At 69.2% G+C, this 21216-nt stretch carries 18 protein-coding genes; 15 read left to right on the top strand and 3 right to left on the bottom strand.

The features are described from left to right. The first annotated feature begins 5 nt into the window (after nucleotides 1–5). From AC1Q5B_RS02010 to AC1Q5B_RS02000, 3 genes are read left to right on the top strand one after another with little or no spacing between them, the layout of a single operon-like run. On the top strand, nucleotides 6–971 hold the full coding sequence (locus AC1Q5B_RS02010; RefSeq protein ID WP_492630070.1) for an alpha/beta fold hydrolase: 966 nt from the start codon (nucleotides 6–8) through the stop codon (nucleotides 969–971). Between the two features lie 14 nt (nucleotides 972–985). After that, nucleotides 986–1711, top strand: a complete 726-nt coding sequence (locus tag AC1Q5B_RS02005) for a hypothetical protein (RefSeq protein ID WP_492630931.1) — start codon at nucleotides 986–988, stop codon at nucleotides 1709–1711. After that, a complete protein-coding gene (locus tag AC1Q5B_RS02000; RefSeq protein ID WP_492630069.1) occupies nucleotides 1702–2361 on the top strand; it encodes an HAD family hydrolase in 660 nt (219 codons plus the stop codon). Before AC1Q5B_RS02005 ends, AC1Q5B_RS02000 begins: the two co-directional genes overlap by 10 nt. A 44-nt stretch (nucleotides 2362–2405) precedes the next feature. Here the strand turns inward: AC1Q5B_RS02000 and AC1Q5B_RS01995 are convergent, their stop codons facing one another. Beyond that, nucleotides 2406–3857: a GGDEF domain-containing protein gene (locus tag AC1Q5B_RS01995; protein WP_492630068.1), complete on the bottom strand. Its 1452-nt coding sequence runs from the start codon at nucleotides 3855–3857 to the stop codon at nucleotides 2406–2408. Between the two features lie 143 nt (nucleotides 3858–4000). Beyond that, nucleotides 4001–4933 carry a carbohydrate kinase family protein gene (locus AC1Q5B_RS01990; protein ID WP_492630067.1) on the bottom strand — a complete coding sequence of 311 codons (933 nt, stop codon included), beginning with the start codon at nucleotides 4931–4933 and terminating at the stop codon, nucleotides 4001–4003. A gap of 315 nt (nucleotides 4934–5248) precedes the next feature. Between AC1Q5B_RS01990 and AC1Q5B_RS01985 the strand changes: the two genes are divergently transcribed. From AC1Q5B_RS01985 to AC1Q5B_RS01950, 8 genes are all read left to right on the top strand, one after another. Continuing rightward, nucleotides 5249–6295 carry a rod shape-determining protein gene (locus tag AC1Q5B_RS01985; protein ID WP_192270868.1) on the top strand — a complete coding sequence of 349 codons (1047 nt, stop codon included), beginning with the start codon at nucleotides 5249–5251 and terminating at the stop codon, nucleotides 6293–6295. 118 nt (nucleotides 6296–6413) lie between these two features. Further along, a complete protein-coding gene (mreC, locus tag AC1Q5B_RS01980) occupies nucleotides 6414–7574 on the top strand; it encodes a rod shape-determining protein MreC (RefSeq protein ID WP_492630066.1) in 1161 nt (386 codons plus the stop codon). Further along, nucleotides 7571–8056 carry a rod shape-determining protein MreD gene (mreD, locus tag AC1Q5B_RS01975; RefSeq protein ID WP_492630065.1) on the top strand — a complete coding sequence of 162 codons (486 nt, stop codon included), beginning with the start codon at nucleotides 7571–7573 and terminating at the stop codon, nucleotides 8054–8056. Before mreC ends, mreD begins: the two co-directional genes overlap by 4 nt. 3 nt (nucleotides 8057–8059) lie before the next feature. After that, nucleotides 8060–10219, top strand: a complete 2160-nt coding sequence (mrdA, locus tag AC1Q5B_RS01970; RefSeq protein ID WP_492630064.1) for a penicillin-binding protein 2 — start codon at nucleotides 8060–8062, stop codon at nucleotides 10217–10219. Then, nucleotides 10216–11352: a rod shape-determining protein RodA gene (gene rodA, locus AC1Q5B_RS01965; protein ID WP_492630063.1), complete on the top strand. Its 1137-nt coding sequence runs from the start codon at nucleotides 10216–10218 to the stop codon at nucleotides 11350–11352. Before mrdA ends, rodA begins: the two co-directional genes overlap by 4 nt. A 131-nt stretch (nucleotides 11353–11483) precedes the next feature. Beyond that, nucleotides 11484–12623 (top strand): lytic murein transglycosylase B, encoded by a 1140-nt coding sequence (gene mltB, locus AC1Q5B_RS01960; protein WP_492630062.1) that lies wholly within the window; start codon nucleotides 11484–11486, stop codon nucleotides 12621–12623. Next, nucleotides 12620–13771, top strand: coding sequence for a septal ring lytic transglycosylase RlpA family protein (locus AC1Q5B_RS01955; RefSeq protein ID WP_492630061.1), 1152 nt, complete (start codon nucleotides 12620–12622; stop codon nucleotides 13769–13771). Before mltB ends, AC1Q5B_RS01955 begins: the two co-directional genes overlap by 4 nt. A gap of 115 nt (nucleotides 13772–13886) precedes the next feature. After that, nucleotides 13887–15086 (top strand): D-alanyl-D-alanine carboxypeptidase family protein, encoded by a 1200-nt coding sequence (locus AC1Q5B_RS01950; RefSeq protein ID WP_492630060.1) that lies wholly within the window; start codon nucleotides 13887–13889, stop codon nucleotides 15084–15086. 55 nt (nucleotides 15087–15141) lie between these two features. Here AC1Q5B_RS01950 and AC1Q5B_RS01945 read toward each other — a convergent pair whose 3' ends face one another. Next, on the bottom strand, nucleotides 15142–16035 hold the full coding sequence (locus tag AC1Q5B_RS01945) for an EamA family transporter (RefSeq protein ID WP_492630059.1): 894 nt from the start codon (nucleotides 16033–16035) through the stop codon (nucleotides 15142–15144). Nucleotides 16036–16269: 234 nt separating this feature from the next. Here AC1Q5B_RS01945 and AC1Q5B_RS01940 point away from each other — a divergent pair, with 234 nt between their 5' ends. The 4 genes from AC1Q5B_RS01940 (at nucleotide 16270) to glnE (ending at nucleotide 21211) form a co-directional block, all read left to right on the top strand. Next, nucleotides 16270–17184 (top strand): CsgG/HfaB family protein, encoded by a 915-nt coding sequence (locus AC1Q5B_RS01940; protein ID WP_492630930.1) that lies wholly within the window; start codon nucleotides 16270–16272, stop codon nucleotides 17182–17184. A gap of 98 nt (nucleotides 17185–17282) precedes the next feature. After that, on the top strand, nucleotides 17283–17561 hold the full coding sequence (locus tag AC1Q5B_RS01935) for a DUF493 family protein (protein ID WP_492630058.1): 279 nt from the start codon (nucleotides 17283–17285) through the stop codon (nucleotides 17559–17561). Next, nucleotides 17549–18217 carry a lipoyl(octanoyl) transferase LipB gene (gene lipB / locus AC1Q5B_RS01930; RefSeq protein ID WP_492630057.1) on the top strand — a complete coding sequence of 223 codons (669 nt, stop codon included), beginning with the start codon at nucleotides 17549–17551 and terminating at the stop codon, nucleotides 18215–18217. The genes AC1Q5B_RS01935 and lipB overlap by 13 nt, the downstream gene beginning before the upstream one ends. 174 nt (nucleotides 18218–18391) lie before the next feature. Continuing rightward, entirely contained in the window at nucleotides 18392–21211 is a 2820-nt protein-coding gene (gene glnE, locus AC1Q5B_RS01925) for a bifunctional [glutamate--ammonia ligase]-adenylyl-L-tyrosine phosphorylase/[glutamate--ammonia-ligase] adenylyltransferase (RefSeq protein ID WP_492630056.1), read from the top strand. The last annotated feature ends 5 nt before the right edge of the window (nucleotides 21212–21216 follow it).

The following is a 21216-nucleotide window of genomic DNA, read 5'->3' as shown; positions in this document are numbered from 1 at the left end:
TGCGCATGATCCGCACACGGACGGTCGCCCTGCTGGCGGCCGTTCTTGTTTGCGCGCTGGCGGTGTGGATCTGGCGCGACCCGATGGCGCCGCTGCGCAGTGGACTGGCGCTGCAGGGCTGGTGGATCGACCTGTCGGCGCGGCAGGTGGAGGCGGGCGGCCACCGCTGGGTCTACGAAGAACACGAAGCGAACGCTCCCGATGCGCCGACCGTGGTCATGGTGCACGGGTTCACCGGCGGCAAGGAGAACTGGTATCCGCTCGCGACCCGCCTGCGCGACCGCTATCGGCTGGTGATCCCGGACTTGCCCGGTTGGGGCGAGAGCCAGCGCATCGCGGGTGCGGACTACGGCTTCAGGGCCCAGGCCGCGCGGCTGGCGGATTTCCTGCGCGCGGTCCGCCGCGATGGCAGCCCCGTCGTGCTGCTGGGGCATTCGATGGGCGGCGGCATCGTGGCGGTCGCGGCGGCCGACCACCCGGAGCTGGTCGCGCGCGTCGCGCTGATCGATGCGGCGGGCGTGCGGTTCGCCGACAACGCCTTCGGCCTGGAAGTGCTGGCAGGACGGAATCCGTTCGCGGTCTACGACGCGGCGTCGCTGCAGCGCTACCTCGATACCGTCTTCCACGACCGCGCCGCACAGCCCGCGATTCCGTGGCCGGCGTCGAAGGCGGTGATCGACTGGCGCATTGCGCAGGCGCCGTTCGAACAGCAGGTGCTGGACCGCATCGGCCGCAGCGACGAGCGTTTCCTGCCCGGCGAGAGGGCCGCGTCGATCCGTCAGCCCGCGCTGCTGCTGTGGTGCAGGCAGGACCGCGTGATCGATCCCAGCGCGATGGCGCTGTATGCCGCGAAGATGCCGCGGGCGATCCAGGTTTCACTGGACGGTTGCGGCCACATGTCCATCATGGAAAAACCCGACGAGGTGGCGGCTGCGGTCGCCCGGCTGATCCAGCAAGGAAAACCCCGATGACGATGAAGAACGCAATGCAGCCTCTCCTGTTCGCGATCGCCTGCGCGCTGGCGCTCCCCGCGTGCGGCGACCGCGAAGCCGAACGTGCCGCCGCCGCCGCGGCGCAGGCGGCCGCCGTCGAGCAGCAGGCCGATGAACTGGCGAAGAAGTACGACAGCGCGGTCGCGTCCGGCGACTGGGACATGGCCCGTATCCATGGCGTCGCGCTGCTCGACCAGTATCCGCAGAGCGCGGCGGCCACGCGCATCGGGCCGTCGCTGGAAGAGGTGCAGGGCAAGGCCGAGGCCGCGCGCGATGCGCGTCGGATGGCTGCGCTGTGGGCGTATGCGCAGGTCGCCGCCGACGGCGGCATCCAGCGCTCGGCGATGATCTACAGCAAGGAGCCGGTGGACGTCGATGGCAGTGGCGCCAAGCCGGTGCAACTGGTGTTCCGCGACCATCCCACCTGGAAGCGCAGCAGCTACCTCGTCCTGCAGGCGAGCGATTTCGCCAGGGCCTGCTACAGCCGTTGCCAGGTGACCGTGGTGGCGGACGCCGCCGCGCCCAAGCGCATGGCCGCGCATCGCCCGGACACCGACGAAGCCACCGCGATGTTCATCGACGACAACAACGCCCTGTGGCGCCTCGTGCGCAAGACGAAGGAACTGGAGATCGAGTTCCTGGCGAAGGACGGCAGCCCGCGCAAGGCCGTGTTCGAGACCGGTGGCCTGGACGGCAGCCAGATGCCGGGATGGGACTGACGCCGATGGCGGCTGCTGTGCCGGCACTGGCGGACCTGCGCCACTGGGTATTCGACCTGGACGGCACGCTGACGGAAGCGGTGCACGACTTCGCGCTGATCCGTCGTGCGCTCGAGGTGCCGGCCGAGGCGGACATCCTGGGCCATCTGGCCGCACTGCCCGCGGACCAGGCGCTGGAGACGCACGCGTGGCTGATGCGGCACGAGCGCGCGCTGGCCGAAGCGGCCACTGCCGCGTCGGGCGCGGTCGCGCTGGTGCGCGCGCTGCATGCGAAGGGCTGCCGTCTGGGCATCCTCACCCGCAACGCGCGGGCGCTGGCCGGCGTCACGCTGACGGCCATTGGCCTGGGGGATGTGTTCGACGAGGCCGACATCATCGGACGCGACGAGGCGGCGCCCAAGCCGGCGCCGGACGGGCTGCACTACTTCGCGCGTCGCTGGAACGTGGCGCCGGCGCAGATGGTGATGGTCGGCGACTACCTTTTCGACATCGAGTGCGGCCACGCCGCCGGCACGCATACCCTGCTGGTGAACGGTCGGGACGATCGGTGGCCGGTGCAGCCCACGTGGCGGCTGGCGGATTGCGCAGCGGTGCTGGCGGGCTTCCCGCCCACGCCTGCGGAAGGCGATCGCCGCGTCCCGGTGGCGTAAGCCTTGCGTAATGCGGGCGGTCCGGTTCCCGCCCGTGGTGCTCGTCAGGCGACCACGCGGTTCCGGCCCATCGCCTTGGCCCGATAGAGCGCGGCGTCGGCCCGGCTCAGCAGGTGCTCCAGCGTATCCGCCTGCGACGATGCGGACGAAGAGGCCAGGCCGACGCTGACGGTGATGTCGAGTACGCGGCCGTCGCCGAGGGGAATCGGCTGGCTGGCCAGCTCGCGCAGGCGTTCGGCGACGTCGTGCGCGTCATCGGTCGCCAGACCCGGCAGCAGCACGGCGAACTCCTCGCCGCCGAAGCGTCCGAACAGCCCATCGTCGCGCAGGTGCTCGCGCATGCGCGCAGCGAACGCCGTCAGCACGGCATCGCCGGCCGCGTGGCCATGGCGGTCGTTGACCGACTTGAAGTGGTCGATGTCCAGCATCATCGCGACGAGGGGCGTGGCCTGCACCTTCGCCTGCTCGGCCAGCGTGCGACCGCGCCGCAGGAAGGCGCTGCGGTTCAGTGCGCCGGTCAGGGCATCGTGGTCGGCGGCATGGTTGAGCGTGGCCAGCAGGCGGTTGCGGGCCGCATTGACGCTGGCCACGGTCAGCGGCGCCACGGCGAGCAGCGCCATGCCCATCCGCAGCGAGATCACCGGCAGCGGACCCTCGACCTGCAACTGCAGGTCGATCACGCCATGGGCGATGGCGATCAGCGTCCATATGCACAGCAGCAGGGTGACCAGCGCCGTGGTGAACAGCCGGTAGGCGAGCGCGCACCACAGCAGGGCCGGTACCGGAAAGGCGATGGCCCCCGGACCCCCGATGATCACGCCCAGCAACACCGCCAGCGCCAACGCCGCCAGCGGCAACAGCAGGCCCGGCTGGCGCCGCAGGCGTGCCCATCGTTCCGCCAGGCGCGTGATCGCGCCGGCCGGCGACGGCGCCAGCAGCACGACCGGCAGGATCGCCACGTAGCTGACCAGTTCGGCCGAGAACCAGAAGCCACTGGCATTCAGCATGTCCATGCGGACCAGCGAGCGCGAGGTCAGCGCTCCCGCCAGGCTGGCGCCCAGCGCCGCCGCCGCCGACACGGCCAGCACGCCGAGCATCGACAGCGGGTGCTGCAGGTGGCGGTCTTCCTGGCGCACGTGGCGGAACAGCAGGAACCCCGCCGCCACGCCCGCCAGGTTGGCGAGCGTCAGGCGCAGCGTGGTGGGCAGCGACGTGCCGGTCAGCACGTCCGCCGCCACGTAACCCAGGGCGGCGGCGGCCCAGCCGGCCGGCGATGCCAGCGCGGGACGTCGGGCGAACAGGCCCAGCAGCAACGCATTGGTCGGCCAGAACGTCGCCAGCTGGTGGTCGGGGCGCGTCAGGATGCCGAGCCCGCTGGCCAGGAAGACCAGCGCGGCGATGCCGAGCGCCCGTCCTGCGATCTGGCGGAATGCGACGGCGGAAGAGGCAGGGACCGTGACGTCCTGCGAAGGAGGTTGCCGATGCTGCGCGACCATGCTGCCCCTGCCCGTTGCCGACTGCGCGGGGGCGTGACCGGTCCGGCCGTTCCCCCGGCCTTACCTTACGTCACAAACCGGGGGCGGTGGTGATTCGTGGCGCTTCAGCATGCAAGGACCGGTTGCGCGATCTCGAATCACAATCAGAGCGCGTAACCGAACTGCTGCTTGAACTGTTCGTTGAACTCGTCGAAGTCGAAGCGCTGGTTCTGCGTGCCCGGGTGCTCGACCTTCAACGCACCCATCAGGTTGCCCATGCGGCCGATGGTCAGCCAGTCGTAGCCCTTCTCGATGCCGAAGATCAGGCCGGCGCGGAATGCGTCGCCGCACCCGGTCGGATCGGTCACGCGACGCTCGTGCGCCGGGGGGATGTCGTAGGTCTTCTCGGGCGTATGGATCTGCGAGCCGTGCGGGCCGCGGGTGGTGATGTAGGCCTTCACGCGCTTGACGATGTCGGCCTCGCTCCAGCCGGTGCGCTCCTGCAGCAGGTTCGACTCGTAGTCGTTGACGGTCACGTAGTCGGCCAGCTCGATGAAGTGGCGCAGTTCCTCGCCGTTGAACAGCGGCATGGCCTGGCCCGGATCGAAGATGAAGGGGATGCCGCCTTCCGCGAACTCCGCGGCGTTCTGGATCATGCCCTCGCGCCCGTCCGGACTGACGATGCCGAAGGTCACGCCGGCCACGTCCTTCACGTGGTTCTCGTAGCTGCGCATCATCGCGCCCGGATGGAACGCGGTGATCTGGTTGTTGTCGTGGTCGGTGGTGATGAAGGCCTGGGGGGTGAACAGTTCGTCGATCACCTTCACCTGCGACAGGGTGATGCCCTGTTCGACGAAATGCTCGCGGTAGGGACCGAAGTCCTGGCCCACCGTGGCCATCGGGATGGGGTCGCCGCCCAGCAGCTTGAGGTTGTAGGCGATGTTGCCGGCGCAGCCGCCGAACTCGCGGCGCATGCGCGGCACCAGGAACGACACGTTGAGGATGTGCACCTTGTCCGGCAGGATGTGGTTCTTGAACTGGTCCGGAAACACCATGATGGTGTCGTAGGCAAGGGAACCACAGATCAGTGCGGACATCGGCAGACTCGGCTGGAGGCGGGAGCGGCCGCGGGGCCGCAGGAAAGCGGGACGTGCGCCCCATTCCCGGCGCGCCGGTGCGAAGGTTACCGGCTGGGCCGGCCCGCGGCCAGTCTTGACCGCAGTCGCCACGCGCCGGCGCCGATCGCCCTCGCCATTGCGCCGGGGTGTCGCGAATCGCGTTTTTCCCCGTGGATTCACGAGATTTTTCCTTGCCGCTGGTCGGTCGGATTGTTAGGCTAGCCGACTTCGTTTTTGCCCAAAAAATCGCCAGCGCGCGCGATTTTCCAGCCCCCAGCAGGAACCCGTCCCCCGATGTTCAAGAAGCTCCGCGGCATGTTCTCCAACGACCTGTCCATCGACCTGGGCACGGCCAATACCCTGATCTACGTACGCGGGCAGGGCATCGTGCTGAACGAGCCTTCGGTCGTGGCGGTGCGGCAGGACCGTGCCATCGGCGGTTCGCGTTCGGTCGCGGCGGTCGGCGCCGAGGCCAAGCAGATGCTGGGCCGCACCCCGGGCCACATCACCACCATCCGCCCGATGAAGGACGGCGTGATCGCCGACTTCACCTACACCGAGGCGATGCTGAAGTACTTCATCAAGAAGGTGCACAAGTCGCGCTTCCTGCGCCCCAGCCCGCGCGTGCTGGTCTGCGTGCCGGCCGGCTCGACCCAGGTCGAGCGCCGCGCGATCAAGGAATCGGCCGAAGAGGCCGGCGCGCGCGACGTCTACCTGATCGAGGAGCCGATGGCCGCCGCGATCGGCGCCGGCATGCCGGTGACCGAAGCGCGCGGCTCGATGGTCATCGACATCGGCGGCGGCACCACCGAGGTGGCCGTGATCTCGCTGAACGGCATCGTCTACTCGCAGTCGGTCCGCATCGGCGGCGACCGCTTCGACGAGTTCATCACCAACTACGTCCGCCGCAACCACGGCATGCTGATCGGCGAAGCCACCGCCGAGCGGATCAAGCTGGAGATCGGCTGCGCCTATCCGCAGGCGGACGTGCAGGAGATGGAGATCTCCGGCCGCAACCTCGCCGAGGGCGTGCCGAAGATGATCAAGATCAACTCCAACGAAGTGCTGGAAGCGCTGCACGAACCGCTGTCCGGCATCGTCAGCGCGGTCAAGCTGGCGCTGGAGCAGACCCCGCCGGAGCTGTGCGCCGACGTCGCCGAGCGCGGCATCGTGCTGACCGGCGGCGGCGCCCTGCTGCGCGACCTGGATCGCCTGATCAGCGAGGAGACCGGCCTGCACGTGCAGGTGGCGGACGATCCGCTGACCTGCGTGGCGCGCGGCGGCGGCCGTGCGCTGGAGCTGGTCGACATGCACGGTAACGAGTTCTTCGCGCCGGAATGAAGAAGCAGGAACGAGTGGGGAGGAGTGAGAAGTGAGTCGAAGCGACTCTCCCGCCATGGCCTGTGCCGCATCCTCCGCTCCTCACGTCTCGTTCCTCTCCACTCGTTTCTAGCCCTCCGTGCCCTCCTACGCCGGTCCTCCCGTCGCCCTCCGCGGAGAAGTCGCCAGCACGCTGCGGCTGCTGGGCTATCTGGCGCTGACCATCGCACTGGTGATCCTGGACCACCGCGGCGGCTGGCTCTCGCAGCTGCGCGCGCAGGCCAACGTGGTGACCCAGCCGCTGTGGTGGGTGGCGGGCCTGCCGGGTCGCGTCACCACCCGCGTGCAGGACGACGCGGCCACCCGTACCGGGCTGATCGAAGAGAACCAGCGGCTGCGCAACGACATGTTGGTCGCCAACGCGCGGCTCGCGCGGTTGCAGACGGCGGCGGCCGACAACGCCCAGCTGCGCGCGCTGCTCGGCGTGACCACCTCGCGCGGGCTGGACGTGCAGCTGGCGCCGATCCTCGACATCGATCTCGCGCCGGGCCGCCAGCGGCTGGTGCTGGATGCGGGCAGCCGTGCCGGCGCGACCGTCGGCCAGTCGGTCATCGATGCCGGCGGCCTGATGGGCCAGATCATCGAGACCACGCCGGTCCACGCCACCGTGCTGCTGCTGACCGACCCCGACCACGCCGTGCCGGTGATGGTCGCGCGCAACGGCGTGCGCCTGATCGTCTACGGGCGTGGCCGCAGCGACCTGCTGGAACTGGCCGACGTGCCGCTCAACAGCGGCGTGGAGGTGGGCGACGTGCTGGTGACGTCGGGGCTGGGCGGCCGTTTCCCCGCCGGATTCCCGGTCGGCACGATCTCGGCGCTGCGTCCGGACGACAGCCACGCCTTCCTGGTCGGCGACGTCACCCCGGCCGCACGGCTGGATCGCGGCCGCGACGTGCTGCTGCTGAAGTCGGCGCCGCCGCAGCCGTTGCCGCCGGCGGATCCGTCGCGGTTCCTGCCTGAGACGGCGTCGCCGCCTGCCGAAGGTGCCGCCCAGCCAGAGGGAGTGCCACCGGCTACGCCCGCGACCCAGAGCCCCTCTCCCGCCGGGACAGGGGGTGGGGTGAGGGACAACGAAGGCGGGAATGCCGTGGGCAACCAGTCCGCTCCGGCGACGGCTTCTTCGCAACCCACCCGCACCGCGAACGGCCCGACCCTCACCTCACCCCCTGTCCCCGCGGGCGAGGGGCTCAACGCACGCCCCCGACGCAATGAAACGCCGCCGCAGGAGCCGCAGCGATGAGCCGCGCCCGCACCGGCTGGCTGATGCCGCTCAGCATCATCGTCGCCCTGCTGCTGGGTCTGCTGCCGCTGCCGGACATGCTGCAGCCGCTGCGTCCGTACTGGCTGGCGCTGGTGGTGGCGTACTGGGTGATCGAAGCGCCGGACAGCGCCGGCCTCGGGTTCGCCGTCATCGTCGGCCTGGTCGCCGACCTGATGTTCGGCACGCTGCTGGGCGAACAGGCGCTTCGCCTGCTGATCATGGCCTTCATCCTGCAGCGCTTCCGCGCGCGGCTGCGCTTCTTCCCGATGTCGCAGCAGGCGCTGGCGATCGGCGGCCTGCTGCTCAACGATCGCATCGTCACCACGGTCGTGCATCTGACGCTGGGCGAACCGGCCTTGCCCTGGCAGTACTGGTGGGCGCCCTTGCTGGGCATGCTGTTCTGGCCGCCGCTGTTCGTGCTGATGGACGCGCTGCGGCTGGGTCGCCGCAGGCGGGGCTGAGCGATGGTCGGACCCCGCCGGCGCGGCAAGAATCCGCATGCCGAAGCCGACCAGTTCCGCCGTCGGGCGGTCACCGGATTCGCGGTGGTGGCGTTGTGCCTGCTGGGCCTGGGCGCGTGGTACTTCAAGCTGCAGGTCATCGACCATGCCGACTACGCCACGCGCTCGGAGGCGAACCGCATCCGTCCGCGGCCGGTCGTGCCCGGACGCGGCGCCATCTACGACCGTAACGGGTTGCTGCTGGCGGAAAACGTCCCGGCCTTCCGCCTGGACGTGACGCCCGACAAGGTCAAGGAGCCGGCCAGGCTCGTCGCCGACCTGGCGAAGATCATCGCGCTTTCGCCCGAGGACATCGAACGCTTCGAGGCCACGCGCAAGGCGACGCGCGGGTTCCGCCCGATCACGCTGAAGCTGCGGGTGAGCGAAGAGGAGATGGCGCGCTTCGCGGTGGACCGCTGGCGCTATCCCGGCGTGGAACTGGTGCCTTACCTCACCCGCCGTTATCCGTACGGCGAACTGTTCGCGCACATCGTCGGCTATGTCGGCCGCGTGGACGAGAAGGACCTGGAGACGCTGGGCGAGATCAACTCGGCGTTGACCCACATCGGCAAGACCGGCCTGGAGCGTTACTACGACGAGCCACTGCGCGGGAAGATCGGCTACGAGAAGGTCGAAACCAACGTGGAAGGCCGCGCGCTGCGCGTGCTCGGGCGCGTGCCGGCGCAGGCGGGCACCGACCTGCGGCTCAGTGTCGACGCGAAACTGCAGCAGGCCATCGTCGATTCCTTCGGCGAACTGGAAGGCTCCGCGATCGCCGTCGATCCGCGCACAGGCGAGATCCTGGCGATGGTGAGCCTGCCGAGCTACGACCCCAACCTGTTCGTCAACGGCATCTCCAGCAAGGACTTCAGGCTGCTCAACGACAATCCGTCGCGGCCGCAGTTCAACCGGCTGGTGCTGGGCGGCGTGGCGCCGGGGTCGACGCTGAAGCCGCTGATCGCCCTGGCCGGCCTGGACAGTGGCAAGCGCAAGCCCGAGGACACGGTGGTCTCCACCGGCATGTTCTACCTGCCGGGCACCAGCCGCGGCTGGGGCGACGCCAGCCGGCGCGGCCACGGCGTGACCAACCTGCGCAAATCCATCTCGCAGTCGGTCAACACCTACTACTACCGGCTGGCGCTGGACCTGGGCATCGCGCAGTTCGACGACTACATGGAGCACTACGGCTTCGGCCAGCCGACGGGCGTGGACCTGCGCGGCGAGATCGGCGGCATCCTGCCGTCGCCGGCCGCGAAGCTGAAATCGCGCAAGGAACGCTGGTACCCCGGCGACACCGTCAACGTCGCCATCGGCCAGGGCGACTGGAAGGTCACGCCGCTTCAGCTGGTGCGCGCCACCGCCGGCATCGCCAACGGGCAGCTGCGGCGTCCGCACCTGGTCAGCGAGGTGCGGCACGGTTTCGACCGGCCGTGGGAGCCGTTGCCGCAGCCCGCGCCCATCGCGATCAGCCCGAATCCCGCCAATGTCGAGGTGGTGCGGCTCGGCATGCAGGACACGATGCAGCCCGGCGGCACCGGCTGGCGCGTTGCGCAGGGGGCGCCGTACCTGATGGCCGGCAAGACCGGCACCGCGCAGGTGATCAGCCGTCGCGGTACGGCCGCCGTGGATCCGCGCAGCCTGCCGATGCACCTGCGCCATCGCTCGCTGTTCGTCGGCTTCGCGCCGGCCGACAACCCGACCATCGCGATCGCGATCGCGGTGGAAGGCGGCGGCTACGGCGGCAGCACCGCCGGCCCGATGGCGCGCAAGATCTTCGATGCGTATCTGCTGGGCAAGATGCCGGAGAAAGAGGGTGAGGAAGGAGTTCCCGCTGGCACGGCACCCGCGACATCGCCGACAACGGCACCCGTGCAACCGACGACGCCGAATCCGAGCCCCTCTCCCTCCAGAGAGTCGCCCGCTCAAAGCCCCTCTCCCCCCGGAAGAGGGGTGGGGGTGAGGGGTGGTGAGGACCGGAGGGGCAACCCTCGCGGTGAGATGGCCGCGCTCGCGCCGCACTCTTCCGGTGTGTTCGCCATCGCGCTTGTCCCGACCCTCACCCCCACCCCTCTTCCGGGGGGAGAGGGGCTTGAAGCCGCGTCTGCTTCGAGGGATTCGGCATGACCGACCTGTTGCGCTGGGGCTTCGACCTTGTGCGCCACCTGCTGCGCACGTTGGACTGGCTGCTGCTCGGCGCCTTGCTGGCGCTGATGGCGATCGGGCTGGCCGTGCTGTACAGCGCGGGCGGCGAAGCCTTGGGCGAGCGCCTGGTGCTGGCGCAGGGCGTGCGTTTCGGCGTCGGTCTGGTGGCGATGTGGGCGTTGTCGCGGGTGACGCCGGTGCGCTTGCGCGCGTGGACGCCGGGCGTGTTCGCGGTGGCGCTGCTGCCGCTGGTGCTGGTGCTGTTCATCGGCACCGGCAAGCATGGCGCGCACTGGATCGACCTGAAATTCTTCTACCTGCAGCCTTCCGAACTGCTGAAGATCGCGCTGCCGATGATGCTGGCGTGGTACCTGCACCGCGAGCCGTTGCCGCCGGGCTGGCGCACGACGCTCGTGGCGGCGCTGCTGATCGGCCTGCCCACCGGACTGATCCTGCTGCAGCCGGACTTCGGTACCGCGATGCTCGTGGCGGCCAGTGGCGTGTTCGGGCTCTACCTCGCCGGGCTGTCGTGGTGGTGGTTCATCACCGCGGGCGTGTTCGGCGGTACGGCGGTGGGCCTGGTGATGTTCGCGCCGATCTCGTGGTTCTCGTTCCTGCGCGAGTATCAACAGAACCGCATCCTGACCTTCCGCGACCCGGAGAACGATCCGCTCGGCGCCGGCTGGAACATCCTGCAGTCGAAGATCGCCATCGGTGGCGGCGGCTGGACGGGCAAGGGCTGGGGGCAGGGATCGCAGTCGCACCTGGACTACCTGCCGGAGCACACCACCGATTTCATCTTCTCGGTGCTGTCGGAGGAATTCGGCTGGGTCGGCGTGGCGGTCGTGCTGTCGCTGTACCTGTTCGTCGTCGGTCGTTGCCTGTGGATCGCGATGGATGCGCGCGACACCTATTCGCGCCTGCTCGCCGGCACGCTGGGCATGGCGCTGTTCGTCTACGTCGTCGTCAACGGCGGCATGGTGTCGGGCCTGTTGCCGGTGGTCGGCGTGCCGATGCCGCTGCTGAGTTATGGCGGCACCTCGGCGGTGTCGTTGCTCGCGGGGCTGGGGCTGGTGATGGCGGTGCGCGCGCATCGTCCCGTGCATGGGTATTGAGGAGCGAGTGGAGAGGAGTGAGGAGTGAGCGAAAACGCCCCTCGCGCTACTCACTCCTCGCTCCTCTCCACTCGCCTCTGCTCCACCGGCTGTTCACGATTTCCCGCAACCTGCGTGCTACCCTCGCGCCGATGATGCGAAACGCACTTTCCTGTCTGCTGGTGCTGGGCCTGACGTCCTGCGCCACCCCGCAGCCACCGCCGCCGGCCGCTTCGGCGACGCCTTCCGCCCCTGCCTCGACGACGCCGGCCGAAACCTCGGTCGAGCGTGTCGCCGACGTGCCGGCGGAAGCGCTGAAGCCGGTCGATTTCCCCACGGCGCGTGCGCAGTTCGTGCGCGACACGTCGGCGAAGTACGGCATCGCACCCGCCGAGATCGAAGCGACGCTCGCCAACGCGCAGTTCCTGGATAGCGTGGTCGCGGCGATGTCGCGGCCGGCGGAGCGGGTCAAGCCGTGGAGCGAGTACCGCGTCGGCTTCCTGACCCAGACGCGCATCGACGGTGGCCGCAAGTTCATCGCCGCGCATCGTGACGAACTGGCTCGGGTCGAGCAGCAGTATGGCGTGCCTGCCGAAGTGATCGTTTCGATCATCGGTGTGGAAACCAACTACGGCGGATTCACCGGCCGGCACAAGGTGCTGGATGCGCTGTATACGCTGGCGTTCCGTTACCCCCGCACCGGTGATCCGGCGCGTGCCGCCTATGAGCATCGCCGCGAACAGTTCTTCCGCGACGAACTGGCGCAGCTGTTCGCGCTGGGCCGCGAAGAGAAGCTGGACATCGCGTCGCTGACCGGAAGCTATGCCGGCGCGATGGGGCTCGGCCAGTTCATGCCGTCGAGCTATCGCGAGTTCGCGGTGGACGGCAACGGCGACGGTCGCCGCGACCTGTTCACCACGTACCCGGACATCTTCGCCTCGATCGCCAACTACTTCCGCAAGAAGGGCGGCGAGCGCGGCGGCTGGGTGCCGGGCGGTGCGGTCGTCGCGCGCGCGCAGCTGCAGGAAGGATTCGCCGAGTTCAATCCCGAAACGTGGACGCCCGATTACACGCTGGCGCAGTTGGCCGAGAAGGGCTATCGGCCGCTCGAACCGGTAGCGCCGGACGCGACGGCCACGCTCGTGCAGCTGGATGGCGCCGATGGCAAGCAGTATTGGCTGGGTTTCCAGAACTACTACGCGATCACCCGCTACAACAACTCCAAGATGTACGCGATGGCGGTGTACCAGCTGTCGCAGGCGATCGCCGGCCGCGAGATCCCGTCGGCATGAAGTGGCTGGCCCTGCCGCTGCTGGCGGTGGCCTTGGCCGCGTGCAGCACGGTGCCGAAGAAGCCGGCGTCGCCGTCGACCGGCGGCATCACCCGCCCGTCGCCGGCGAAGCCTTCGACCGGCATCGCCGGCAAGGACTGCTCGCGTTACGCACCGGCGCAGGAAGACCTCTCCACGCGCGGCGACTACACCGCGGGCGGCCTCTACAAGCCGGGCGTGTCGGACACCACGCCGGACCACGTGCCGGACCTGGACTGCATCCGCGAACCGGCGGTGACCGCCGAAGCGCGTTCGCCGATCGGCAACAAGTCGCCCTACAGCGTGCTGGGCAAGCAGTACCGCGTGCTCGACAAGGTCGACGGTTACGTCGAACAGGGCACTGCTTCGTACTACGGCAACAAGTTCCATGGCCGCCGCACCTCCAACCAGGAGGTCTACGACATGTACGCCTACAGTGCCGCGCACAAGTCGCTGCCGCTGCCGAGCTTCGCGCGTGTCACCAACCTGGACAACGGGCAATCCGTGGTGGTGCGGGTGAACGACCGCGGGCCGTTCCACGAAGGGCGCGTGATCGATCTGAGCTATGCGGCTGCCGTGCGCCTCGGTATCACCCAGCGCGGCACCGGGCGTGTGGAAGTGCGTGCCCTGACGCCCGATGGCGCGACGCTGGCCGCCGCGCCCACGCGTTCGTCGTCGGCGATGGACCAGCTGGTCGGGCAGTTGCCGAAGGACGCCGCGCGTTACCACGTGCCCGCCAAGCCGGGCGATACGCCCAGCGCGGCCGGTTTCGAGGCGTGGATGAAGGCCAATGGCGTGCGCGTGGCATCCGGCAAGCCGGGTGCGCCGGTGGCTGCCGCCACAGCCGGAACGCCGGTGTCGGTGCCGGTGGTGCCGGTTTCCGCTGCCGCATCGCTGCCGGCCGCCGTGCAACTGCAGGTCGCCAGTTTTTCCAGCCGCGACAACGCCGATCGCGCCTTGGCGCGCCTGACCGCCGCCGGCATCGCCGATGCGCGGCTCAGCGATGTGCCGGGAGCGGACCGTCCGCTGTGGCGCCTGCGCGTGGGCGCCGCGGATGCGGCGTCGGCAGAGGCATTGGCGGGCAGGATCGCCAGCCTGGGGTTCGGACGCCCGCAGATCGTCCGCGAATAAGCCCGGCCTCCGTCCGCGGCTTTTTTACGTCTTTCCAACCCACGTCGCGGCGGGTCTCCCTACAATATTCGCCTCGAACCGACAGGCCCACGGCCTTGCCAGGAGTTTTCCGCCGATGAAGTTCCGTTTCGCCCTCGCCGCGCTCGCGACCACCGCCATGGGTCTGGCCATCGCCCAGACGCCCGCGCCGACCCCGGCGCCCGCCGCTCCGCCCACCGCTGCCGTCGAGATCCCGCCGCCGCCCAAGCCCGTGGGCACGGCCTGGGTGCTGGTGGACTACATCACCGGCCAGGTCCTGGCGGGTGAGAACTACAACGAGCGCGTCGAGCCGGCCAGCATCACCAAGGTCATGACCTCGTACGTGCTGGCGGCCGAGCAGAAGAACGGCAAGATCAAGCCCGACGACCAGGTGATGATGAGCGAGCGCGCCTGGCGCGAGGGCGGCGCCGGCACCGACGGCAGCTACAGCGGCTTCGCCGTCAACAAGACCGCGCCGCTGCTCGACATGGAAAAGGGCATGGCCGTGCAGTCGGGCAACGACGCCGCCATCGCGCTGGCCGAGCACGCCGCCGGCAGTCAGGAGGCGTTCGCGTCGCTGATGAACAACTACGCCGCGCAGATCGGCATGAAGGGCTCGCACTTCGTCAACGCGCACGGCCTGTCCGCGCCGGAGCACTACTCGACGGCGTACGACCTGGCGCTGCTGGGTCGCGCCTTCATCCGCGACTATCCCGAGCAGTACGCCTTCAACAAGATCAAGGAATTCACGGTCGGCACGATCACCCAGCCGAACCGCAACCTGCTGCTGTGGCGCGACGCCAGCGTCGACGGCATCAAGACAGGCCATCATTCCGGCGCCGGCTACTGCCTGATGAGCTCGGCCAAGCGTGGCGACCAGCGCCTGGTCGCGGTGGTGATGGGCTCGACCTCCGAGAAGCAGCGCGCCGACGACAGCCTGGCGCTGTTGAACTGGGGCTTCCGCTTCTACGAGACGCACCGCCTGTACGAACCGGGCAACGCCATCGCCACGCAGCGCGTATGGAAGGGCCAGGCCAAGGAAGTGCAGCTGGGCGTCGCGCAGCCGATGCTGGTCAGCGTGCCGCGCGGTCGCTACGAGCAGCTGAAGCCGACGATGGACGTACCGAAGACGCTCGTCGCGCCGATCACCGCCGGCCAGGCCATCGGCACGGTGAAGGTCACGCTGGACGGCAAGGTCGTCGCGGAGTCGCCGCTGGTGGCGATCAACCCGGTCGAGGAAGCCGGCTTCTTCAAGCGCCTGTGGGACGCGTTCTGGATGTGGTGGGAGTCGGAGTGATCCGACACGCTACCTGCTGAAAAAGGCCGGCGCATGCCGGCCTTTTCTTTTGAACTTAAAGGCCGCGGGCGATCAGTGCGATGGCGATGATCGCCAGCGGGATGGCCAGCAGATTGATGCGGCTCAGCCGCTCGCGGAACAGCAGCGTGCCGGCCAGCGTGCCCAGCACCACGACGCCGATGTTCATCGTGGAGAACACCACCGCAGGATTGTCCGGCAGCGCGCGATGCGCCTTCACGTAGAACAGGATGTTGCCGAAGTTCAATGCGCCCAGCAGCAGGCCGGCACCGAGCGCGGACGGCGTGAGCGACGGACCACCGCGCCTGCTGCGCACCCTCTGCACGCCCATCATCACGACGAACGCGGCGACGAAGGCCACCTGCAGCGACGCGGCGAACGGCGTGCCGGCCGCGGCGATGTGCTTCAGCAGCACGTCCACGCTGGCGTAGCCGAGCAGCACCAGCAGCGGCAACGCCCAGCGGCTCCAGCCGCCTTCGGTCTCGTTGGAGGCAGCGCGCGGGCGAAGCACCAGCAGCACGATCGCGGCCAGGCCGAGCGCGAGGCCGGCCAGGCGCTGCACATCGGCCTGTTCGCCGAACCAGAGGAAGGCTGCCAGCAGCGACAGCACCAGCGACATGCGCTGCGCGATGTCCGTGCGCACGATGCCGGCCGCGCGCACCGACGCCGACAAGGCCAGGAAGATGCCCGGCAGCAGCACCGCGAGCAGCGCCAGCGCAAGCCAGGGGGCGTGCGGCGCGGCGAGCGACGCCAGCGGCGGGTCCAGCAGGGTGAAGCACAGCAGCGAGGCGGCGAGGTAGTTCCAGGCGATGCCCTGGGCGGTGTCGATGCCGCGCCGCTGCATGAGCTTCAGCAGCACCGAGACGAGCACGCTGCAGACGACGCTGGAGAGCAGATAGGGCACGGTGGACCTCATGGGAAGGGCGGGCATTATCGCCGTATCGCCGTCCGTGCCTCGCCCGATGGCCTTTGGGTGTCACTCTTTTCGTGTGTAGCCAGCGAAACCGCATTCTTCGCCTATCATCGCGTTCGGGCGATCCGGCACGCGAAGGCAGGCCACGCCCGCAACGGAAGGTCCGCGGGGTGCGGGCACCACCATTCTCAAGGAGAAGCACGCGTGAACAGGGGAACCTGCAAGAAGGTAACGATGACGGCCTGCCTGCTGATGGCGGCCGCTGCCACAACGCCCGCATGGGCGCAGCGCCAGAGCGCGCAGGACCAGCGCAAGCAGCAGACCGCGGAGATCCCGACCTGCAGCAAGCCGCTGGGCAGCATCTCGGTGATCGAGCCCGAGGACGGCGTGAACTGGTGGAGCGGCCAGCAACTGCCGGCGCCGTCAAAGCTGATCAAGGTGTTCGTCAACAAGTCACGCTGCTTCACGCTGGTCGACCGTGGCGTGGGCATGGGGGCCGCGATGGCCGAGCGCGACCTGGCCGCCAGCGGCGAACTGCGCAACCGCTCCAACGTGGGCAAGGGCCAGATCCGTGCCGCCGACTACGTGCTGGTGCCTGACCTGATCTCGCAGAACAGCAACGCCGGCGGCAACGCCATCAGCGGGCTGCTGGGCGGATTGATGGGCGGCAACGTCGGCCGCGTGGTCGGCGGGCTGGACTTCAAGAAAAAGACCGCCGACGTGGTGCTGACGGTCACCGACGTGCGTTCGTCCGAACAGGTCGCCATGGCCGAGGGCAGCGCCAAGAAGACCGACATCGGCTGGGGCGCGGGCGGCAGCCTGTTCACCGGCAGCCACTGGGGCGGTGGCGGTGCCAGCGGTTATGCCAATACCGAGATCGGCCAGGTCATCACGCTGGCCTACCTGCAGGCCTACACCAACCTGGTGAGCGAGCTGGGCGGCCTGTCGGGCAATGCCTCGGCGTCCAACGCCCAGCAGGCGGTCGAAATGACCAAGCCGGGCCGCCTGTTCGCCAACCCGAAGGGCACCGGCAAGGCCGTGCGCGACCTGGACCCGGGCATGATGCTGTACCCGACCGGCAACAAGGACGGCGTGATGTGGGAAGTCGAGGACGAACTCGGCAACAAGGGCTGGGTGTCGTCCAGCCTGGTGCAGCTGGCGCGCTGAACCCCCGCGTCGCATGAACGAAGGGCCGCGCATGCGGCCCTTCGTCGTTCCGGCACGTGCGGCTTGGCTTTCGTCGCCGGCGTCCCAATAATCCGGGCATGGAAATCAGATCCGACAATCCCGAACACGGCTTCCAGTTCCCCGGCACCTTCGAGCTCAGCGCGATGGGCACCGCCGGCACCGGTCTGGAAACCGAGCTGCCGCGCCTGCTGGAATCGAAAGGTGTGGAGGTCGTCCACGAGGACATCAGCTGGAAGCATTCGGCCAACGGCAAGTACGTGTCCGTTCGCATCCGCTTCCAGGCCAACGACCGCGCGCAGTACGACGCCGCCCATGAGGCGCTGCGCGACCATCCTGAAGTGAAGTGGACCCTGTGACGGCGGCCTGCATCGTCCGCGAACTGGGCCGTCAGCCGTACGAGCCGGTCTGGCGCGCGATGCAACGCTTCACCGATGCGCGGACCGACACGACGGCCGACGAACTCTGGCTGGTCGAGCACGATCCGGTGTTCACCCTCGGCCAGGCCGGCAAGCCCGAGCACGTGCTCGCGGCGGGCGACATCCCGGTCGTGCACGTCGACCGCGGCGGGCAGGTGACGTACCACGGTCCGGGCCAGATCGTGGCGTATCCGCTGTTCGATCTGAAGCGCCTGAAGGTCGGCGTGCGCGACTACGTGTGCAGGATCGAGCAGGCGATGATCGACACGTTGGCCGAATGGAACATCCACGCCGAACGCAAGGATGGCGCACCCGGGGTCTACGTGGCGGGTGCCAAGATCGGCGCACTCGGCATCCGCGTGCGCCGGGGCTACACATTCCATGGCCTCGCGTTCAACATCGCGATGGACCTGGAGCCGTTCCACCGCATCAATCCCTGCGGCTACCAGGGGCTGCAGGTCGTCGCGCTGGCCGACCTCGGCGGCCCGGGCAGCATGGACCAGGTGAAGCCGGTGCTGCTGAAGCACATGGCGGACCAGTTCGGCCTGTCGCTGCAGCGCGAAGCCGCGTTGCCGGATCTCTCGCAGGCCGCCTGATCCCGCTTGTTGTGGGAGCGACGTGCGTCGCGACCGCACGGCCGGGTAGCCCGCGTGCGTAGGGAGATGGTCAGAGCGAATTCTTAGCGGTTCGACGCTCCTGTGGTCTGACGAACTACGGTCGCGACGCACGTCGCTCCTGCAACAGCCTTGGCGCATGCCAGAATCGCCGCCATGAACGACGCAACTTCGTCTTTGGACACAGAGCGCGATGCCCTGATCGAACGTGGCCTGGCACGCCTTCGCGCCATATCCGCCGATGTGGAGGGATTGCTCGCCGACACACGCCACGCCGATCGCGTGGCGCGCGTGATCGCGACCAGCGACTTCGCCCTGGAAACGCTGCGCCGTCAGCCCGACCTGTTGGCGGCATTGCTGCGCGACGATGGCGCTGCGCCATGGCCCGTGCCCACGTTGGTGACGGACAACACCCCACAATGGCCGGAACTTCTGCGTCGCTATCGCACGGCAGAATCGACGCGCCTGGTCTGGCGCGACGTGCACGGCCTGGACAACGTCGACGACACGCTGGCCGGTACCACGCGACTCGCGGAAGTCTGCCTGCAGACGGCGCTCGACGCCCTGGAAGCGGAATTCGCGCAGCGCCACGGCGTGGTGCGCGCGTCCGACGGCAGCGCGCAGCGGCTGGTGGTGTTCGGCCTGGGCAAGCTGGGGGGCGGCGAACTGAACTTCTCGTCCGACATCGATCTGGTCTACGCGTATCCGCAGGGCGGCGAGTCCGACGGCGCGCGATCGCTCGCCGCCGAGGATTACTTCATGCGGCTGGGTCAGCGCCTGGCGAAGCTGCTGGACGAGCCGACCGTCGACGGCTTCTGCCATCGCGTGGACCTGCGTCTTCGTCCCTTCGGCAATGCCGGCCGCGTCGCGCTGTCGTTCGCCGGCATGGACCAGTATTTCCAGCGCGAAGGCCGCGACTGGGAGCGCTATGCGTGGCTGAAGGCGCGTGCCGTGGCCGGCGATATCGAGGCGGGTGAAGGCTGGCTGGCATCGTTGCGTCCGTTCGTCTACCGCCGCTACCTGGACTACACCGCGCTCGACGGCCTGCGCGAGATGAAGGCGGCGATCGCCGCCGAAGTCGCGCGCCGCGAACTGGCCGACGACATCAAGCGCGGGCCCGGCGGTATCCGCGAGATCGAATTCCTCGCGCAGGCGCTGCAGTTGATCCGCGGCGGTCGCGAACCGGCGCTGCGCGAACGCCGGCTGCGCGTCGCGTTGCCGGCGCTGGTCGCCGCGCGGCAGGTATCGGTGGAGGAGGGCGACGCGCTGATGCAGGCCTATCGCTTCCTGCGCCGACTGGAGAACCGCCTGCAGATGCTGCGCGACGCGCAGACGCACGCGCTGCCGGAAGATCCGCTGGACCGGCATCGCATCGCGCGAGGCCTGGGCTATCCGGACTGGGACGGCTTGCGCGTCGCCCTGGACGTGCAACGCGCCCGCGTGGCCGCCGAGTTCGCCGAATTGCTGGCGCCGCGCCAGCGCGACGCCGCACCCGACGCGCTTGCGCTGTACTGGCGCGCGCTGCCCGACGGCGGCGATGCCGGAACGCTGGCGGCGTCCGGCTTCACGGATGCGGGCAGCGCCGATGGCGCCTTGCGCGAGTTCGCGCAGTTCAGCGGTGTGCGCGCGTTGTCCGACAGCGCGCGTGCGCGACTGGATCGCGTCGTGCCTGCGCTGCTGGATGCCTGTGCGCGTTCATCGCAACCGGACGCCGCGCTGCGCCGCGTGCTGTCGCTGCTGCAGGCCATCCTGCGCCGCGCCAGCTACCTTGCGCTGCTCGACGAGCAGCCCAGCGCGCTGGGCCGGCTGGTCGACGTACTGGCACGCAGCGCGCTGCTGTCCGAACGCCTGGCGCAGTACCCGCTGCTGCTGGACGAGCTGCTCGATACGCGCGTCTCCGGGCCGATGCCGGATCGCGGCGAACTGCGGACGGAGTGCGAGGCCGCACTGATCGAGGACGATCCGGAGACCTGCCTGCGCGTGCTCAACGAGCGACGCCTGGCGCTGAGCTTCCGCGTGGCATTGGCCGCGCTCGATGGGCGCCAGTCCGCGCGCGCCAGCGTGCGCCAGTTGGCGTGGCTCGCGGACGAGGTCGTCCGCGTCGTCGTGCAGGTCGCCACGCGCGATGTCGCCGTGACGCATGGTGTCGTCGCTTCCGGCCGGTTCGCGGTGGTCGGCTATGGCAGCCTCGGGGGCGAAGAACTCGGTTTCGGGTCGGACCTCGACCTGGTGTTCCTGTTCGACGCGCCGGTCGGGGCGGAATCCGATGGCGCGCGCCCGATGGAAGCCGGTCGCTGGTATGCGCGGCTGGCGCAGAAGATCGTCGCCCTGCTGGGCGCCGTGACCGCGGCGGGCAGGCTTTACGACGTGGACGTGCGCCTGCGTCCGGACGGCGCGAAGGGTCTGCTGGTGTCGTCGCTGGCCAGCTTCACCGAATATCAACGCGATCGCGCGTGGACGTGGGAACACCAGGCACTGGTGCGTGCGCGCGGCGTGGCCGGCGACGCCAAACTGCTGCAGGCGTTCGAGGACATCCGCATCGCGACGCTGGCGCGTCCGCGCGAGGTCGACGTGCTGCGCGGCGAGGTGATCAAGATGCGCGCGCGCATGCGCGCCGAACTCGACCGCAGCGACGCGGCCCGCTTCGACCTGAAGCAGGGCGCCGGTGGCCTGGTCGATCTGGAGTTCCTGATCCAGTACCTGGTGCTGCGCGATGCGGCGGCGCAGCCCGCCTTGCTGCCGCCGCGAGATACACCGGGGCTGATCGCGTCGCTGGCGATCGGGGGCGCGCTGTCTTCGGAAGAGGCCGATGCGCTGGATGCGGTGCATGCGACCTTCGTCGCCGAAGGGCTGGCCTGCACGCTGGACCGGCGTCCGAGGCTGGTCGTCGAGCATGCGGCGCTGGCGACGGCGCGCGCCGTGGTGATGCGGACGACGGCCGCGCACGGACTCGGTTTCGACGCGTACGTGCCGTAGGCCGG

Source organism: Pseudoxanthomonas sp. GW835-FHT14C01 (assembly GCF_058793715.1).
Note: the sequence above shows the minus strand (reverse complement) of the source record. Positions and strands in the feature narration are given on the sequence as shown.

Coding starts and splice junctions, on each gene's coding strand:
- AC1Q5B_RS02010 (WP_492630070.1), top strand. CDS start 6: ATGATCCGCACACGGACGGTCGCCCTGCTGGCGGCCGTTCTTGTTTGC.
- AC1Q5B_RS02005 (WP_492630931.1), top strand. CDS start 986: ATGCAGCCTCTCCTGTTCGCGATCGCCTGCGCGCTGGCGCTCCCCGCG.
- AC1Q5B_RS02000 (WP_492630069.1), top strand. CDS start 1,702: ATGGGACTGACGCCGATGGCGGCTGCTGTGCCGGCACTGGCGGACCTG.
- AC1Q5B_RS01995 (WP_492630068.1), bottom strand. CDS start 3,857: ATGGTCGCGCAGCATCGGCAACCTCCTTCGCAGGACGTCACGGTCCCT.
- AC1Q5B_RS01990 (WP_492630067.1), bottom strand. CDS start 4,933: ATGTCCGCACTGATCTGTGGTTCCCTTGCCTACGACACCATCATGGTG.
- AC1Q5B_RS01985 (WP_192270868.1), top strand. CDS start 5,249: ATGTTCAAGAAGCTCCGCGGCATGTTCTCCAACGACCTGTCCATCGAC.
- mreD (WP_492630065.1), top strand. CDS start 7,571: ATGAGCCGCGCCCGCACCGGCTGGCTGATGCCGCTCAGCATCATCGTC.
- mrdA (WP_492630064.1), top strand. CDS start 8,060: ATGGTCGGACCCCGCCGGCGCGGCAAGAATCCGCATGCCGAAGCCGAC.
- rodA (WP_492630063.1), top strand. CDS start 10,216: ATGACCGACCTGTTGCGCTGGGGCTTCGACCTTGTGCGCCACCTGCTG.
- mltB (WP_492630062.1), top strand. CDS start 11,484: ATGATGCGAAACGCACTTTCCTGTCTGCTGGTGCTGGGCCTGACGTCC.
- AC1Q5B_RS01955 (WP_492630061.1), top strand. CDS start 12,620: ATGAAGTGGCTGGCCCTGCCGCTGCTGGCGGTGGCCTTGGCCGCGTGC.
- AC1Q5B_RS01950 (WP_492630060.1), top strand. CDS start 13,887: ATGAAGTTCCGTTTCGCCCTCGCCGCGCTCGCGACCACCGCCATGGGT.
- AC1Q5B_RS01945 (WP_492630059.1), bottom strand. CDS start 16,035: ATGCCCGCCCTTCCCATGAGGTCCACCGTGCCCTATCTGCTCTCCAGC.
- AC1Q5B_RS01940 (WP_492630930.1), top strand. CDS start 16,270: ATGGCGGCCGCTGCCACAACGCCCGCATGGGCGCAGCGCCAGAGCGCG.
- AC1Q5B_RS01935 (WP_492630058.1), top strand. CDS start 17,283: ATGGAAATCAGATCCGACAATCCCGAACACGGCTTCCAGTTCCCCGGC.
- glnE (WP_492630056.1), top strand. CDS start 18,392: ATGAACGACGCAACTTCGTCTTTGGACACAGAGCGCGATGCCCTGATC.